The organism is Streptomyces sp. NBC_00569, from assembly GCF_036345255.1.
GTDB lineage: Bacteria > Actinomycetota > Actinomycetes > Streptomycetales > Streptomycetaceae > Streptomyces.
Window position 1 is genome coordinate 110,665 of record NZ_CP107783.1, and the last position, 16,951, is coordinate 127,615.

The 16,951-nt window shown below is 69.4% G+C and carries 13 protein-coding genes and 1 pseudogene; 9 read left to right on the top strand and 5 right to left on the bottom strand.

Translation table 11 applies throughout. From position 1 onward, the window contains the following. Nucleotides 1-100 precede the first annotated feature (100 nt). A complete protein-coding gene (locus tag OHO83_RS00525; RefSeq protein WP_330278398.1) occupies nucleotides 101-328 on the top strand; it encodes a hypothetical protein in 228 nt (75 codons plus the stop codon). A gap of 205 nt (nucleotides 329-533) precedes the next feature. Further along, a complete protein-coding gene (locus OHO83_RS00530) occupies nucleotides 534-1,124 on the top strand; it encodes a hypothetical protein (protein ID WP_266681871.1) in 591 nt (196 codons plus the stop codon). Nucleotides 1,125-2,026: 902 nt separating this feature from the next. Here the strand turns inward: OHO83_RS00530 and OHO83_RS00535 are convergent. Beyond that, nucleotides 2,027-2,386: a DoxX family protein gene (locus OHO83_RS00535; RefSeq protein ID WP_329431515.1), complete on the bottom strand. Its 360-nt coding sequence runs from the start codon at nucleotides 2,384-2,386 to the stop codon at nucleotides 2,027-2,029. A gap of 184 nt (nucleotides 2,387-2,570) precedes the next feature. Then, entirely contained in the window at nucleotides 2,571-3,065 is a 495-nt protein-coding gene (locus OHO83_RS00540; RefSeq protein ID WP_330278399.1) for a cupin domain-containing protein, read from the bottom strand. Nucleotides 3,066-3,146: 81 nt separating this feature from the next. On the opposite strand from OHO83_RS00540, the gene OHO83_RS00545 reads away from it, so the two are divergent. Then, nucleotides 3,147-3,998, top strand: coding sequence for a LysR substrate-binding domain-containing protein (locus OHO83_RS00545; protein ID WP_330278400.1), 852 nt, complete (start codon nucleotides 3,147-3,149; stop codon nucleotides 3,996-3,998). 535 nt (nucleotides 3,999-4,533) lie between these two features. Here the strand turns inward: OHO83_RS00545 and OHO83_RS00550 are convergent. Further along, on the bottom strand, nucleotides 4,534-4,989 hold the full coding sequence (locus OHO83_RS00550) for an STAS domain-containing protein (protein ID WP_266681863.1): 456 nt from the start codon (nucleotides 4,987-4,989) through the stop codon (nucleotides 4,534-4,536). Nucleotides 4,990-5,267: 278 nt separating this feature from the next. Here OHO83_RS00550 and OHO83_RS00555 point away from each other — a divergent pair, with 278 nt between their 5' ends. From OHO83_RS00555 to OHO83_RS00570, 4 genes are all read left to right on the top strand, one after another. Then, on the top strand, nucleotides 5,268-5,819 hold the full coding sequence (locus OHO83_RS00555; RefSeq protein ID WP_266681861.1) for a SigE family RNA polymerase sigma factor: 552 nt from the start codon (nucleotides 5,268-5,270) through the stop codon (nucleotides 5,817-5,819). Next, nucleotides 5,816-7,201: an outer membrane protein assembly factor BamB family protein gene (locus OHO83_RS00560; RefSeq protein ID WP_266681859.1), complete on the top strand. Its 1,386-nt coding sequence runs from the start codon at nucleotides 5,816-5,818 to the stop codon at nucleotides 7,199-7,201. Before OHO83_RS00555 ends, OHO83_RS00560 begins: the two co-directional genes overlap by 4 nt. 367 nt (nucleotides 7,202-7,568) lie before the next feature. Beyond that, the gene (locus OHO83_RS00565) at nucleotides 7,569-7,772 is read left to right on the top strand and encodes a cold-shock protein (protein ID WP_266681857.1); all 204 of its coding nucleotides are present in this window, start codon (nucleotides 7,569-7,571) and stop codon (nucleotides 7,770-7,772) included. A gap of 297 nt (nucleotides 7,773-8,069) precedes the next feature. After that, nucleotides 8,070-9,056 carry an L-threonylcarbamoyladenylate synthase gene (locus OHO83_RS00570; protein WP_266681855.1) on the top strand — a complete coding sequence of 329 codons (987 nt, stop codon included), beginning with the start codon at nucleotides 8,070-8,072 and terminating at the stop codon, nucleotides 9,054-9,056. Between the two features lie 1,101 nt (nucleotides 9,057-10,157). Here the strand turns inward: OHO83_RS00570 and OHO83_RS00575 are convergent. Next, the gene (locus OHO83_RS00575; RefSeq protein ID WP_266681853.1) at nucleotides 10,158-12,707 is read right to left on the bottom strand and encodes an amino acid permease; all 2,550 of its coding nucleotides are present in this window, start codon (nucleotides 12,705-12,707) and stop codon (nucleotides 10,158-10,160) included. A gap of 2,163 nt (nucleotides 12,708-14,870) precedes the next feature. On the opposite strand from OHO83_RS00575, the pseudogene OHO83_RS00580 reads away from it, so the two are divergent. Continuing rightward, nucleotides 14,871-15,227, top strand: a pseudogene (locus OHO83_RS00580) (transglycosylase SLT domain-containing protein); the annotation flags it as partial. A 267-nt stretch (nucleotides 15,228-15,494) separates the two neighbouring features. Continuing rightward, nucleotides 15,495-15,722, top strand: a complete 228-nt coding sequence (locus tag OHO83_RS00585) for a hypothetical protein (RefSeq protein ID WP_330278401.1) — start codon at nucleotides 15,495-15,497, stop codon at nucleotides 15,720-15,722. Between the two features lie 200 nt (nucleotides 15,723-15,922). On the opposite strand, the gene OHO83_RS00590 is transcribed toward OHO83_RS00585, so the two are convergent. After that, nucleotides 15,923-16,951: a saccharopine dehydrogenase family protein gene (locus tag OHO83_RS00590; protein WP_330278402.1), complete on the bottom strand. Its 1,029-nt coding sequence runs from the start codon at nucleotides 16,949-16,951 to the stop codon at nucleotides 15,923-15,925.

Genomic DNA, 16,951 nt, shown 5'->3' on the forward strand with positions numbered 1-16,951 from the left:
CTCGGCAATCTGTCGGGCCAACTGCAGTGCTCAGACGCCCCCCTCTACGCTCGGTGACCGACGTGGCTGCCGCTGCGAAGGGGATCGACGAGGGAACACGATGAGTGCGGGTTGGCGCAGGCTGTGGCAGACGATGGCCGTGGGCGGGATCGGGTTGAGCCTGTACGCGGGCTTGTTGACCGTCGACGACGTCCGCGACGGGGCTTCCAGCGAGCACGACATCGCCGCGGCCTGCGACCACCTGGTGTCGGGAGCGCAGGTGATGGATCTGCAGGGCGGCATGGTCCGAGCGCAGTCCGTCGACCACAACAACGGCATTACCCGCTGAACCACCCGACGCCGCACGACTACACACACCGAGGCAAGTTCCTGAATCGCCTCGACACCCACCTCCAGAACCACGTGCAACGATTGCTCGCCAACGGAAAAAGGAAGACCGAGATCACGGCTTCACTCAAAACCGAGCTCGGCAACATCGGCGGCGCGATTCTGAAGACCGGGTCCCCCGGCCCCACTGCAACATGGACGGCACCATGAACCTCCCTACCGACGGCACACTCGACGTCTTCCGCGTCATGCCGGAATTCGGCGACCGCTACAAGGGACTCCTGGTCGACGCGCTCCCCCTCATGCGGTGGGAGCTCGACAGCAGCACCCACCCACGGCCCGACGCGCTCGTCGCCGAGTGGCACGGAAATCCCAGCACCACGGTGTCCGACTACACCACCGGGCACACCGCCGCGCCAGTGCTCAGCCGGAAGCTGGCCGACGAGACCCGCGCCGCCTTCCAGCCGTTCGGTACCTACATCCCCGTGCACGTGCCGGGCGGCGGACCGGACGACTTCTGTGCCTACATCCCCGATGTCGTGGCCGACTGCCTCGACCACGAAGCGTCGTCCGCGCCGACCGAGACCGGTGAGATCTGGCGCGCCGTACTCGCCCCGGACCGGATCCCCACCGACGCCCCGTGCTTCCGTCTGACCGACGCCAAGACGTTCGTCTACTGGAACGGCTGGGCGGCCCGCCTGATCCAGTCCCTCGCCGGCCCGGACAACGTCGAACTCCGCCTCGTGTGGTCGGCCGACCCCAACGCCCAGCCCCACCCCCGCCCGATGGGGTTCTGACCAGCGGCCGAGCCTGAGCCGGACACACCGCGACGCCCGCCCTGTTCATCCGGTCGGAGACAGTCAGGGCGAGCGTCGCGATCAGTTCCGTACGCCGTTGTACCGGACGTCTTTTGAAGGGCCTTCATATCCTCGGGGCGTGACGTTCCATCACGAGACTGAGCTGCGGGACGTTGTCCCACTGGGCCAGAGGAATCAGCACGGCCAAGGGACGGCGCACGTCTTCCCCAGCTACATGGATCTTGGAGGTCAGGCCGCCCCGAAAGCGTCCGCGTCCCTCATAGGATTCATGCTGCTGGGGCGTCTTCTTCTCCCAGCACCGCGGAAGTCTCGTGCAGGCTCCAGCGGCGTGCTGGTGAGCCCCCGGCAGCTGGTGGTCGGTGCGTCGGCCAGGACGACCACGAAGACCTTGTCCCCCGTGCCGTCCTCAGACCATCGTGCCGCTCGTGCACAGTCTGCCGCTTGCCGAAACGCGCAGGCAGATCCCGCCACGGTGCCCGGTGCGGGCTCTGCGGTTCAAGGCGAGGTCGAGGGATCACCCGAGCTGCGTATGAGGGTTGACTCGACAAGCCGATCCCCTGCACTCGAGCGGGCCACAGGAGTTGCGTTTTCCTCGTCCCGCCGGGCGTCCGGCTCCGCGTCTTGGGCGGTAACGGCGGCGCGACATGGCGCTCTCAGGGCACTGGGCCGCTCCGCGTCGGCGAGTTGAACAGTGTCGCCCGGCCGGCGCCCTGCCGAGGAAGGCCGCACCTTCTGCACGGGCCGGTGGACGTCGTTCAGCTTGAGGGCCGACACGTTTGCGACTGTCGGAGGGCGGCGTGTTCGATGGTCATGACAAGTGACAGCGGCCGTGAGGCGGCCGGTCCAGCAGTTGCCTTTGCCGGTCGGGGGCTGATCCACGGTCACGGCCTGATGGCCAACCAGATAGTCAGGGCCGCGGTGGCGGTGAGTGCGGCATTGAGTGTGATCCGGCGGTCTTCGCCGGTCAGGTGAACGGCGATCGCACCGGTCTGCAGAAGAACGAAGCCGACGGCCGCGGCCGGCGCCAGCCGGCAAGCGGTGCCGGTCAGCGGTGGCAGGACCAGACCCGCCGCGCCGAGTATTTCGACCGCCCCCAGCGCCCTGACGGCGGGCAAGGGTATGCGGTCGACCCACGCCATCATCGGCCGGAGTTGATCGCGGCTGCGGATCACCTTCAGCGTGCCTGCGTAGAGGTAGAAGAGGGCGAGGAGTCCCGCGACGATCCAATAGGCGATGTTCATGGTTCCCGTTCACGCTGGCCCCGGTTCGCGGGGGGGGAGGTCTGTCGATTGCGTCGATTGCCGGGCAAGCCCCTGGGAGACGGCCCAATCGTCGTCCGAAGGGGTTCGGGTGCGAAAGGGGCGGGAGCGCCACGGCCCCAGAGGGCCGAAAGGAGGGGGGCCGGGTCGTGTTGTTCTGTCGGCTTCAGGTGAGGTCGGTGGCGGGCTGTGTCGCATAGCGGCTCATTGCGTCGATGTTGGCCTGTGGTGTCAGCGGCCGGCCGGATGCGAGCACCTCCGAGAGGTCTCGGAAGTACTGCACGTACAGGTCGGGTGTGAAGGTGCTGAGCATGACGGCGGGTTGGCCGGTCAGGTTGGCGAAGGTGTGCGGGGTGCCGGGCGCAACCATGACGAGTGTCCCCGCGGTGGCGTCGTAGTCCTTGTCCCCGACGGTGAACCGCACGGTGCCGGACAGGATGTAGAAGCCCTCGTCGTGTCGGCGATGGCGGTGCTGCGGCGGACCCTGGGTGTGGGGGGCGAGGACGGACTCGGCGATCGCGAGGCGGTGCGCGGTGTGGCTGCCGTCCTCCAGAACGCGCATGCGTGTGGTGCCCAGGACGATCGTCTCGCCGTCGCGGGGACCCACCACCGATACGGCGGCATCGGCCTGCGGCCGGCTGGTCTTGTCTTGTTCGGTCATGTTCACCAGTGCACGCCCGGGGCCTCGCCCGTGTCCAAGACCCCTTCGGCACAGCCGATACCTCATGGGTATCGTTGCAGCGTGGAGCTACGGACCTTGCGCTACTTCGTGGCGGTCGCCGAGGAACTCCACTTCGGCCGGGCCGCCACCCGACTGCATATGAGTCAGCCGCCGCTGAGCCGGGCGATCAAGCAGTTGGAAGCCGAGGTCGGGGCGCTGCTCTTCGCCCGCTCGGCCACCGGCGTCACGCTCACCGCGGTGGGCGCAGTGCTGCTCGAGGAGGCGCGGGCTCTGCTCGAGCACGCCGACCGCGTCCGGGTACGCGTGAGCACGGCAGCCGGTGCCGCGACGATCACCGTCGGCATCCTGGGCGACGGCACCGACCCGACAGTGGCCAGGCTGGCCGCGGCCTACCGCCGCAGCCACCCCGGAGTCGACATCCGTATCCGCGACACCGATCTGACCGACCCGACGTGCGGGCTGCGCGCCGGGCTGGTCGATGTCGCCCTGACCCGGGCGCCGTTCGACGAGACTGCCCTGACGGTGTATGCGCTGCGGACCGATCCGGTCGGCGTGGTCCTGCGCGCCGATGATCCGCTGGCGGGCCGTGATGAGTTGCGGCTGGCCGAGCTGTGCGAGCGCCGCTGGTTTCAGTTCCCGCAGGGCACCGACCCCATCTGGCAGTCGTACTGGAACGGTGGCAGGCCGCGCGAGGGACCAGTGGTGCGCGCCGTGCAGGAATGCCTGCAGGCGGTGCTGTGGAACGGCACGGTCGGCCTGGCCCCGCTCGGACACGACCTGCCCGCGGAGTTCACCGTGGTGCCGCTGATCGACATGACGCCGAGCCGAGTGGTGGCGGTGTGCAACGAGAAAGACACCAACCCGTTGACCCGGTCGTTCATCGAGATCGCGACAGCCGCGTACCGCCACTGAGCACCGACAGCCGACAGCCGACGCTGCCGCAGCTCGTGAACAATTCGAACGCCGCAGCCCTCGGCGGGCCGCGCCCGGGGGCAGCGCTTGACTTTGCTGGTGGCGGCGCTGCGGACCTGAAGCTGCGGCAGTGTACCCATCACCGGGTCGAAGGGGGCACGCGGATACGGCCTGGCGCTGTCTCGCTCCTCAAGTCGACCACCGCGGCGGCACGTTACGGACCCGCAAGGCCCGTTTGTATTGCGTACTCAGTCAGTTCCGCCACGCGGTGACCACCGCGGCGACAACCGTGGTGCTCGCCGCGAGGATCACCATGACGGCCCGCATTCGCTCGGTCAGGCGGGCTGTCCGGCACCGCCGGCCAGCGGGATCGATCCTTCCCGGTGGTGGCGCATCCCCCTGCGGTTCGGGGCGCCCAGTGCGTGGCAGAAGGAGCTGTCGGCACCATGAGCAGTCGCTGTCAGAACTACTCAGCCAATAGCTGCCCCTCAGTTGCGCGTGGGGCGCCGGGCGTCTGTCGTCGTCGCCTCGCATGTCACTCCATCGCGGCTTCCACCGAGTCATAGATCTGCAAGGCCCGGTGCAGGCTGGTGATGTGGAAGATCTGGAGAATGTCCGGGTTCGTAATCACCAGCTTCAGGTCACCGACGTGCGTACGAATCCGCTTGGCGATGCTGACGAAAATCCCAAGGCCCGTCGAGTCGATGAAGGGGACCTCTCTCAGGTCCACGATGAGGTGATGACGGCCCGCTTCGATACAGGTGAGCACGTGTTCCCTGATCTGAGGCACGCTGGAGACGTCGACCTCGCCGTGGATCTCGACGACGGTCCAGCCCGTCTCGTGATGGTGGCTGATGTGAAATTCCGGGTGCATGGGTTGCCTAACGGCGATGCCCTGGGGAGAAGTTTTGGGTCGTGCCTGCCGCACGTCCGTTCCGCATATGCACGAACGGCTGGCCATGACCTCACCCGTCAGATGGCGCATGTCCATGGCTTCGTCACCGCGAACGCACGACAGGCCAACCTCTGACGTCACCGCGAGCGGGCGGGTGATTGCTCAAGTCAGCGTCTCGTGGCTCCCAACGGTCGCCCGGCGCGACGTGGCACAGGGCCCGGCCGGCCGTGGGCTACGGCGTCGGCGTCGGCGTGGTGGACGAGCGCGCTGGTAGCGCGAGGCGTGCGCAAGTCTGGCGGAAGAATCCCGCCACGGCAGACATAGATTGCCTGCGGTCCACGCGTCCTTGTGGGCGTTAAGAAACGGGAGGGCCCATGGACCCGCAGGACCACGAAAGATTCCGGGACTTCGTCGACGCCCGGTGGGGCGCCTTGCTGCGCCTGGCGAACCTGCTCACCGGCGGTGACCGCCACGAGGCCGAAGACCTCGTGCAAACCGCTCTGATGAAGGCGCTGGGCCGCTGGCAGCACATCGAGGACCCGGAAGGCTACGTGCGCAAGGTGATGTACCGGCACCAGATCAGCCGCTGGCGGCTGCGCCGGCCGCACCGCGAGGCGACGTTCGCCGCACCGCCCGAGAGTTTCGGTGTCACTGACGGCACATCCGCCGCTGACCTGCGGATCACCGTGAGGCAGGCATTGGCCCGACTGACGCCGCGACAACGCACCGTACTGGTGCTGCGCTACTTCGAGGACCTGTCCGAGACGGAGGCCGCGGGCGCGCTGGGCTGCTCGGTGGGCACCATACGCAGCACCACCTACCGGTCGCTGGCCCGGCTGCGCACACTCGCGCCGGAGCTGAGTTCCCCCGCGCAGACCGCATCGACCACCCCGCACAACATGTCCCTGAAGGGAGCTCGCCCATGAGCGCCGACCAGAGCGCCGACCAGCTGGACCGCGTGGTCCGCGATGTCCTGCACGCTTGGACCCCCGACGGCCCCGGCGCTCCCAAGGACATCGCCGATCGCATCGTGCGTCGCCGTCGGCTCCGCAACCTCGTGCGCGTCACCGGCGCCGCTCTCGGCCTGGCCGGCATCACCCTGGGCACCGCTCTCGCCACCGGTGCGGGCGGCGACAACGGGACGCCGTCACCGGCCGCGCGGGTGAGCAAGCAGAGCAAGCTGCTGTGGCAGACCACGTTGCCCGGTAAGTCCTGGGACGCCTGCACCACCGGTGCCGATACCGGTGACGTGTACTGCCGGGGGACGGAGTACGACTTTGTCGGTGTGGACGCCCGTACCGGCAAGGTCGAATGGCAGCAAAAGGCCAAGGACGCCAACGGCAACAGCGCCCCGGCGGGATCGATGCCCGGTGGCCGTGACGGGGTGTTGTACACCTACGCTGATCACGCCCCAGGGGCGCCCCGGGCCGGCACCGACCTCGTCGCCCTCGACATCAACAGTCGGCGAGTGCTGTGGAAGCACGAGCTGGCCGACGACAGCCGAGGCCGGACCTCCGCCGTGCTGTTCGACGGCGGGATCCTCGCCAACGCCCCGACCTTCAAGAGCGTGGTCGCTCTGGACGGAGCGACGGGCCGGACGCTGTGGACGTACAAATGGAAGAAGGCCGATTGCGACCGGGCTGTGATCGGCGGCGTCCCGTACCTGACGTGCTCACCGGACAGCAAGAAGGCGCCGCAACAGAGCACCGTCGTCCGTCTTGACCCGGCGACGGGCACAGCGCGGACAGTCGCGACCGTTGAGGGCCCGACCACGTACATCGGTACGGACGGGGACGCCGTGCTGCTGGGCGGTATGGCCGGCGGACAGAAGAACTTCAGCGACCCCGGTCCCGCCACCCTGACCCGCGTCGACACCCGCTCCGGCTCGGTGTCCCATCACCGCGTCGAGGGCCTGCCAACCGGTGTGGTCGCAGACGGCCTCATCCTGGCAGCCGGCAGCAACGGCAGCGCCGTCGCGTACTCCGCCGACAGCGGCAAGCGGCTGTGGTCGCGCAACCTCGGGCTGACGTTGCACAAAGAGCCGCGCAACCCCACGCTGCACGAGTTGCCCTCCGCCGCCACGGTGGACCTCACCAGCCGCATGGCGTACTACCTCGCCCCCTCCGGGCACCTGGTGGGCCTTGATCTGGACACTGGTGCGGTGCTCTGGCGCGGCCGGGTCCCGCTGCCGAAGAGCCCGATACAGGGCGGGATCGCGCCCGAGCTCATGAGTCACGGCCACGACCTCATCGGCCAGGTCGGCGGCGAGCTCTTCAGGATCAAGCCCCAGCTGCCTCAACGAGGTTGACGATCCAGATGCAGCGAGGCCGCTCGGGCATCGCCGCCGAGTGGGGTCTCGCAGTGGTGCTGTTCGGGGCAGCGTCCAAGACCCTGCTCGAGGGCCCGGCCGGTGGCCCGCCCCACGAACCGTCCCCACACATGAAGGCGACCGTGCTCCGCGAAACGGGACCAGGCCCTCGCTCGGACCATCCCCGCAGGCGCAGGGGCAATGTCGGCCATCTCGCCCTGCCGCTGCGCAAAACAGGGGCATCCCCACAGGCGCAGGGGCGACGATGTGAGGCAGGATAAGCGGCGTTGTAGCGCTCTTTCCCGAGAGCGCATGGAGGCCGAGCTGTTCCGCGTGGACGAGCTCGGGTGATGTGAAGGACACACGTATGGCCAGCGGCACCGTGAAGTGGTTCAACAGCGAAAAGGGCTTCGGCTTCATCGAGCAGGACGGCGGAGGCCCCGACGTCTTCGCTCACTACTCCAACATCAGCGGCAACGGCTACCGCGAACTCGTCGAGGGCGAGAAGGTCACCTTCGACATCACCCAGGGCCAAAAGGGCCCCCAGGCGGAGAACATCGTCCGCGGCTGACCACACTCACGGTCATAAATCGTGTGGGGGTGCTCGCCGGCAACGGCGGGCACCCCCACACGCGTTGCACGAACCACGAACAGAACATGCGCGCGGACCCCACCCCTCCCGGGCGCTCAGGCGACGTGATGGACGCGCCGTCACCGGTGTCGGACGACGGACCTTCCCCCGCAGGCGCGGGGACTTTTCCCTAAGTTCGCACCCGTGCGTCCGGGCTCGTGCGGCGGCCTCGAGCGCAGTGATCTTGCCGTCACGTGCCGCCGGCCGCGGAACGCGGCAGAGCGCAGCGGTGAGAGGATGGCGAGGGTGACGGCACGAACCAGTGACATCGACAAGGCAGCCGGTGTGCTGCGCGGCGGAGGCCTGGTGGCCTTCCCGACCGAAACGGTCTACGGACTGGGCGCCAACGCCGAGGACCCCGCCGCCGTAGCGCGCATCTTCCAGGCCAAGGGCCGCCCGCCCTCCCACCCGCTGATCGTCCACATCGGCGGCGCGCAGCTTCTGGACGACTGGGTCCAGGAGGTGCCCGCGACGGCGCGCCTGTTGGCACAACACTTCTGGCCGGGGCCGCTGACGCTGGTCCTGCGGCGCAGTCAGCGGGTGCCCCTCGAAGCGACCGGGGGCCTTGAGACGGTCGCCGTGCGCGTGCCCGAGCACCCCGTCGCACTCGCGCTGCTCTCGGCGTTCGGCGGCGGTGTCACGGCCCCGTCCGCGAACCGTTTCGGCTCGGTCAGCCCCACCACGGCCGACCACGTCCGTGCGGAGCTGGGTGACGCGGTCGACTTCGTGCTGGACGGCGGCTCCTGCGAGGTCGGCGTCGAGTCGACCATCGTCGACGTCACGGGCGAGACCCCGAGCCTTCTTCGGCCCGGCGGGGTGACGCGCGAGGACCTCGAAGCGGTGCTGGGCCGCCCGATCTCGCTCGACGCGACCAGCGACGTCCGGGTGCCGGGCCAGCATCCGTCCCACTATGCGCCGCGGGCGCGGGTCGTCCTCGTCGAGCCCGAGAACATCGCAGCCGAAGCGGCACTCGCGCAAGACGCCGGGCACCAGGTGGGCGTCTTCCTCCCCCCTGCCTTCGCCGACACCCCGGTGAAGGCGCACGCCGTGGTGGCGGTCCCCGCCTCGATGGCCGCCTACGCGCGCGGGCTGTACGGGTTCCTGCGCGAACTCGACCAGCAGGGGTGCGACCTCATCGTCGCGTCCTTGCCGGTGGAGGAGGAACTGGGACTCGCCATCGCCAACCGGCTGCGCCGCGCGGCCGGACCCCGGCCCACCGCCTGAACAACAACCAAGGCCCGCTGCACGTTCTGCACGACGCGCGGCGCCACAGCACCCGATGCATCACAGCTCGCGCGCACCGGCGCCACAGCACCCGATGCGCCACAGGTGGCGCGCACCGGCAGGCGCTCGGCCGCCTGTGGTGCTCGGCCACGAGATGACCGAGCACCACTGGGCACCCCAGGGGGCGGGCCCCTCATGCCTCATCCGCCGGCCTTGACGGGCACCGGGACGCCCGCACCGGTGCCGTCAGCGGGGCGGTGCCACCTGCGGCTGCGACGTCGGCGTGACCCGTCCGAGCAGCATCGTGCGACTGCCCTTTGGGGCCAAAGCCCTGGGAGTCGCACTTCGGCAAAGCGGCAGGTCAGGGGTCGGCCCAGATGAGCAATAGGGCGTAAAGCAGCAGCGCGGAAGGCCAGCTGGTGCCTCCCGGACGGGTGCGCCGGTGCGCATACATCAGCTGCTCCGAGCCACTGCCGGCCGCCTCCCGCGCCGCCAGGCGGTTGTGCGACCGCACGTGCAGAGCGGCAAAGCGAAAATGGCACCGCCACCGGGCGGACGCCTTCGCCATCGGCCTTGCCCGCCCCAGGGGCGAGGGAGGAACCCGCGCATGTCGTGCGCTGCCCGATGTGCGGACGGCACGGTGCGCACGGTTTGTGGAGGCGCACGCGTACCGGCCCACACGGGCCGAAGCTCTCGTGAGCCGGCACGCGTGGGCCGGCACGCGTGGGCCGGATGAACGGGCAGCGCCGGCCCCTCGCCTGCCTGTTCGCGCGGCACGCAGGGGAGATCTTGCAGCCGGACGGCATCCTGCTTCGTCGAGAAGGGCCGGTACGGCTGGCAAGCGCTGGACGAGCCGGCGGTCTCGGCGTGGTGGGTGGGGTGAGTACCGGAGGTCACTGGAGTGCGCCGAGACGTTCCTCGACGACGGCACACTGCCCGAAAAGCATCGCCGACGCATCGTCGAGAACAGGGACTTTCGTGCGCTCCACGGCTGCGCCGGCCACGGGAGCGAAGACACTCACACTCGCCGGCCGCAGCGCCTGGCCCGCGACGGCAGGCGCTGCGGCCGGCGAGGCGGCCGTCCGATGTGCCCCCTCGGTGCTACGGGCCCTCCGGCTGCGGCAGGTCCTGCTCGGTCCAGATGGTCTTGCCGGTGGACGTGTAGCGCGTGCCCCAGTGGTGGGTCATCTGGGCGATGATGAACAGGCCCCGGCCTCCCTCGTCGTCGCTCGCGGCGTGCCGCAGATTGGGCGCGGTGTGGCCGGTGTCGGACACCTCGCAGGTCAGGGTCCCCTCGCGGATCAGGCGCACCTGGATCGGGTCGCCACCTGCGTAGCGGATGGCGTTGGTGACCAGTTCGCTGACGATGAGCTCCGTGGTGAACACCACGTCGTCCAGTCCCCAGTCGCCGAGCTGCTTGCCGACGGCGGAGCGGATGGCGGCCACGGCCGCCGGGTCCGGGGCCAGTGCCCACTGGGCGAACCGATTTGGGGCGAGCAGGCGCGTGCGGACCAGGAGCATCGTCGCGTCCACGTCCACCGCCCCGGGCAGCATGGTGGCCACCGCCCGGTCGCACAGCTCTTCCAGAGATCCCCGGCTCTCACCGAGGACCTGTGAGAGCTGCGCGAGCCCGGCTTCGCGGTCATCGGCCGCCTGGAGGAGGCCGCCCGTGAAGAGGGCAACGAGCGTGCCCGGCGCGAGGTCCACTTCCGTGCTCTGGTAGGGCAGGCCGCCGATTCCCAGCGGCGGTCCAGGCGGCAGCTTGGGATAGTCGACGACGCCCGTGTGCGCCTCGACGAGCGCCAGCACCGGCTCCCCGGCCCGCGCCATGCTGCACTCCCCCGAGACGGGGTCATACACCGCGTACAGGCAGCTCACGCCCACCGCCGCGTCGGCGTGCGCTGTGCGGTGGCCCGCTGGGCGGCCGGCCTGGTCCTCGTGCGCGGTCTGCTCGACCAGGTCGGCCAGGCGGGACAGCAGCTCGTCCGGGCTCAGGTCCAGCCGGGCCAGGACACGCACCCCCGTGCGCAGGCGTCCCATGGTGGCCGCGGCCTGCATGCCGTGACCAAGGACATCCCCGACGACCAGGCCGATGCGGGTACCGGACAAAGGGATGACGTCGTACCAGTCGCCGCCCACCCCGGACCCGCTGTCGGCGGGCAGGTAGCGGCTCGCCGAGTCGACGGCGGCGTGCGGCGGCAGGCGGCGTGGAAGCAGGCTCCGCTGGAGCTTGAGGGCCACGCTGTGGCCACGGGTGACCACCGGCATCAGCAGGAAACCGATCAGCAGGGCGCCCAGGCCCAGGACCGTGACCCCGCCCGTCGGGCCGATCAGCGGCAGGTCGACGGCGGTCGTGCCGTACCGGGGATCCGCGTAGACGACGAAGGTGGCGTAGAGGAACAGCAAGAGCATGAACAGCGCGCCGAGCCCCGGCAGCACCCCCTTGAAGACCAGGTCCCTGACACTGCGGGTGAGGATCTTGCGGTGGTACCAGACGCAGGCGAAACCGGCCAGTCCGTACTGGAACGCGATCGCGAGACCGACCGAATCGATCGAGTCGGCCAGGACATTCCGGCTGAGCGAGGCCAGCAGGACGAACAGGGCGACCGAGACCGCTCCCATACCGATGGTCCCCCAGGTGGGGGTGAGAAACCTGCGGTGGACCCGGGCGAACCGAGAGGGGACAGCCTTGTGGACCGCCATGGAGAACACCGTCCTGGCCAGCGGCAGGATGGTGGTCTGGGCGGACGCCAACGCGGAGGTCAGCACCATCAGGATCAGCAGTCTCGACAGGAACAGCCCCGTGCCCTGGCTCCCGAACACGGCCTCCCCCAGCCCGGAGAACACATTGTCCGCGTTGTCCGCGTTGCCGAGTCCGATGCCCGAGGTGCCGACTCCCGCGAACGCCTGCGCCGACGTGGACACCAGCCCGTACATGACCAGGAGCAGCACGGTGGACAAGACCGCGGCACGGCCCGGGATGCGCGTGCTGTCGACGGTTTCCTCGTTGACGGAGAACGCGGTGTCCCAGCCCCAGTAGATGAAGACCCCCGCGAGGATGCCCGAGGTCATGGCCGTCACCGAGGGCACCGCGAAGGGGTTGAACCAGGACGCGGACACATGGATCGCCGTCGGCGGAGGGCTGGTGTACACCCTGACCAGCGCGGCGACGGCGAGCAGGATCAGCATCGCCACTTCCATGCACAGCAGCCAGCGCTGTACAGCCGCCGAGAACGAGATGCCGACGTAGCAGATCACTGTCAGCACGGCGATCCAGATGACGCCTGCCGCGGTGGTCCACAGCCGGTTCTCCGCCAGTGCGTCCAGGCCGATCAGCCTAAAGCCGTAGGCAGCGGCGATCTGCGCAAGGCTCGCCATGACGATCATGTTGGCGACGATGAGACCCCAGCCGCCCATCCAGCCCGTGCGCGGTCCGAAGGCGCGGGTGGCCCAGGTGAAGGTGGTCCCGCAGTCGGCGTTGCTCGCGTTGAGCTCCCTGAAGGCGTACGCGACCAGCAGCATCGGGACGAAAGCCAGCATGGTGACGATCGGAGCCTGCAAACCGACTCCGGCCACGATGATGCCCAGCGTGGCGGCGAGGCTGTACGCCGGGCCGGTGGAGGCCAGGCCCATGACGACCGAGGAGAACATGCCCAGGGCATTGTTCTTGAGCCCCTTCCGGCCGGACCCTGTGCCCGGAGCGGGAAGACCAGCCGACTCGGCACCGCCGAAGAGCCTCACACTTGATTCCAACGCAGGGCCGCTTCCCTTCGCAACAGCGCGCGGACCCCCCGGCAGTGGCTGCCACCGTGCACGACGGGAATACGGCCGTTGTGTGCCGCTCACAGAGAAAACCGCCGATAGCTCTGAACTGCACCGGCATCGCACCTCGAATCGCGCAGCGTCACAAGCGGATGACGAACGGGGCGATGTCGTCGCACCGGGTCGCGCAGCGTCATCGGCGGATGACGACCAAGGCGACGTCGTCGCGGGCCACGCCGATGACTGGCGGCCGGGCCGGCCATGCGTCCACCCACTCGTCGAGGCAAGGGCGGTGCCCTGGGCGAGAGCGGAGATCACGCGGGCCTCGCCGGCATCGATGCCCTCGTCACGGCATTCGACGAGCCCGTCGGTGCAGAGCACGTTCGACGAGCCCACCGGTGCAGAGCACGAGGGTGCCGCCCGGCGTGCAGGGCAGAGCGGCCCGGGGCACGGGCGCAGGCGTGGTACGGGCGCGGGACGGTATGGGCGCGGGACGGTATGGGCGGGGCGCCGAGCGGGGGGGACCCGTGGCCTGGTCCAGCCGGCTCGCAGGCCCCGTCGAGAAGGGAGCAGGACGAGCGGGTGCCCGGCGAGGCCTGTAGACGATCAACCTGCTGCGGGGGCCGATGAACACCTCCACCACGGTTGCGGCCCTCACGCCGTCGATAAAGCGGGCGTACCGGCCAAAGACCTCCAGGGCCCGGGCCGGGCCCGGGACGGGCCCGAAGGCTGCGCTCAGCACACTGCGGAACATACCCATGACGGCTGCGACCGGCAGCAGACGCGGACTGTCAGGACGCGGCCGACAACGGACGTGGACTGTCAGGGCATCCGGTTCAGGGCAGTGGACCACAGCGGCCTCGAGCCGAAGGTCCTCCCTCCTGGTGAGGGTCTTCGGCCGACGCAGGATCCATCATCGTCGCGTCCTTACCGGCCAAGACGGAGGAGGAATCGGGACTCGCCATCGCCAACCGGCTCCACCACTCCGCCGGACCCCCACCCCCCACCCTCGGCCCTCGGCCCTCGGTCCTCGGCCTGATCGACAACCAAGGCCCGCTTCACGCTCTGCACGACGCGCACCGGCGCCACAGCACCCAATGCACCACAGCCAGCGCGCACCGGCAGGCATGCGCCACCTGTGGTGCTCGGCTATGAGATGGCCGAGAGCCACTGGGCACCCCCAGGGGGAGGTCCCCTCATGTCTCATCCGCAGGTGTTGGCGGGCGCCGGGACGCCCGCACCGGTGCTGTCACAAGCGCAGGTGCCACCTGCGGCGAAGCGTAGAGATGCCCGGACCCGGCCGATCGGCATGCGTGCGCCCGTGGGTGACGGCCCGCCTCCCCCGTGATCGTTCAGGACTTGGTCCGGAGGATCCGTACGCGCATCAGATCGTGGCCCGCTTTCGATCGCCGTCCGGCCGGGTCTTGGAGCCGGCCGGCGGGTTGGCCCTGTGCGCGGCACCGACACACCCGGAGCCCATCACCGGCCGGATCCCCCGGCCGGCCAAGCAGCCCAGGGGCATGTTCTCGGCTCGCCGGCAGGAGAGGAAAACGTGTCCTGGAGGCCCTCACCTCCAGGCCGGACTCCCCTTTGCAGGCGAGCATCGGTAATCCGCCGGCCCACCCGGCCGCGCCGCGAATACGGAATGCATTTCTGCTATTACCGTGAGCAAATTAAGCGCCTTCAATGTGGTGCAGGTCACATGATTTACGTCACTCTTGTCCGACTTTGAGGTATTTGCCGCGTGGGGTGGGTCATATGGCCTGCGTCACTATGAAGACGAATAGTAGACCGGGACCGCGTGTTCCCCAGGTTTTGCGGCGCCCCCGGATCACTTTTGACCACCCCATACTAATCCCCATCGTAAAAGGGAGTCATTGACCTGGGTTTCCTCCCTGATTAACAATTCTTGGCATCACCCCCCGACGGAACAGGAATTACTGCATGCAGATCACCGCGATGCCCAAGAAGTTCGCCCGCATGACCAAGACCAAGAAGATGTCGCTGGGCATGGTCGCCGCCGGCGCCGCCGTGATGGCCGGCACCGTCATCAGCGCCCCCGCCGCCTCGGCCGCCACCGCCGCCCCCTCCGGCAACGTCGACACCTGGATCAAGGAGTCGCTGAAGGTCATGCACGCCCAGGGCATCCCGGGCACCTACGAGGGCATCCACCGCAACCTGATGCGCGAGTCCACCGGCAACCCCAACGCCATCAACAACTGGGACTCCAACGCCGTGAAGGGCATCCCCTCCAAGGGCCTGATGCAGGTCATCGACCCGACCTTCAAGGCCTACCACGTCGCCGGCACCTCGCAGAACATCTACGACCCGGTCGCCAACATCACCGCCTCCGCCAAGTACGCCGCGGACCGCTACGGCTCGATCGACAACGTCAACTCCGCGTACTGATCCCACCCGACACACCACCCCGCACACACGGCCGACAGCGGGCGCCACACCCCCGCCCGCACCACGCCAAGAAGACGAACCACCGCAGGCCGCGTCCCCCACGGCCGGCCTGCCCACGACAGCCGAACACTCCCCTGCCACCCACACGGCACGCCCCCACCCCGGGCACCCCCACGCCACGGCAGCGGTCGAGACGGCATCGAACAACACCACGCACACAGCGCACGCGCCCACGCGGCATGCCCCGACCCCGGGCGCCCCCACGCCGTGGCTGCGGTCGCAACGGCGTCGAACAACACCGCACATACAGCGCCTGCCCCCGCGCACGCCCACGCACCCGCGGGGACCGTCCCGGCGCCGGGCTCCGCCCGCCCACAGCACTACCGTGCTCCCCGCACCGACGGGTACCTCAAGGACGCCGGCAGCGCACTGCCCGTCATCACACCCGACGCGAACGTCATCACGCCCGACGCGAACGGCGCCGCGTACGTGTAGGGAGAAGCTGAAAAAGGGGCCCTGCCTGAAGGCTTGGACGGTGAAGACGACGAGGGGCCCGACTGGTCGAGATCTTCGTATCGGGCCCTGTGGCACTGCACACGAAGACCCTCCCCTCAACACCTCCCACCGCCCTCCCCCGCCGCCGGGCCACGCAGCCCCGCCCGCACCCTTCGCGCACGCTGAACCAGGTCGGCCCGTTACGACTGCAGGTTCAGGGTGATGTGCGGAGCCAGCGCGCGCAGGAACTCGGTGGCGTCGAAGATCTCACCGGCGGCCGCAACGCCAACAGTGCGGGTACGCCCGGACAGGACGCGCTCGAGGGCCTCCACGACAAGAGGGGCCGTGACGGCATAGATGTCTTGACCGCGGGCCACAGCGCGGCGTTCGGCGCCGCCCGAGCGCACGAGGGCGTCGATGAGGAAGGTCTGGCCGGACCGTCCGTACGCGTCGGCCGCGGTCGGTGCCGGCGTGTCCGGGGCCGCGATGTCACGGACGGCTGCAGCCGTCATGTAGGTGGTGACGTCCGAAATGGGCAGGTGGCTGGGCACGGTGACCACGTCGGCCATCGTGAACTCCCCGATCACCGGCTGGGGGCCCATCGGGGCGGGGAAGTCCCATTCCATGGTGGGCGGCGCGTCGGTGCGGTACTCCCACTGCCCTCCGACGTAGCGCATGCGCCGCTCGCCGCGGCGCTCTCGCGAGACCGCGCCCGAACGCCGCGTCCCTGCGGTGGGGTGCCAACTGCTCAGCCCGTAGGCGATGTGCGCCTCGTCGGCCTCGGTCCAGTCGCCCATCGCTACGGTGATCAGCAGGTCGCCCAGCCCGCCGAAGAAAGCCATCGCCGGGACGATCACCGCGCCCTCCCGCCGTGCCCGGCCGGCGAAGTGCGCGAACGTGTCGATGTTCGCCTCGATCTCAGCCGCCACATCCAGATACGGGACCTTCGCCCGCAACGCCGCCTCGATCACGGGGGCAGCCGTCGAGGCGAAGGGGCCGGCGCAATTGATGACGGCGGCCGCGCCGGCCAGCGCACGCTCCAGTGCCTCCGGGTCGTGCACCGTCGCCGGGCGGGCCTCCAGACCGCTCTCGTGGGCCAGCGCCTTCAGCTGGTCCGCATCACGGCCGGACAGCACCGGGACGAACCCGCGTTCCACCAGCTCCGCCACCACGAACCGCCCGGTGTGCCCGTACGCACCGAACACCGCGACCGTCTGCCCCGACCCCAT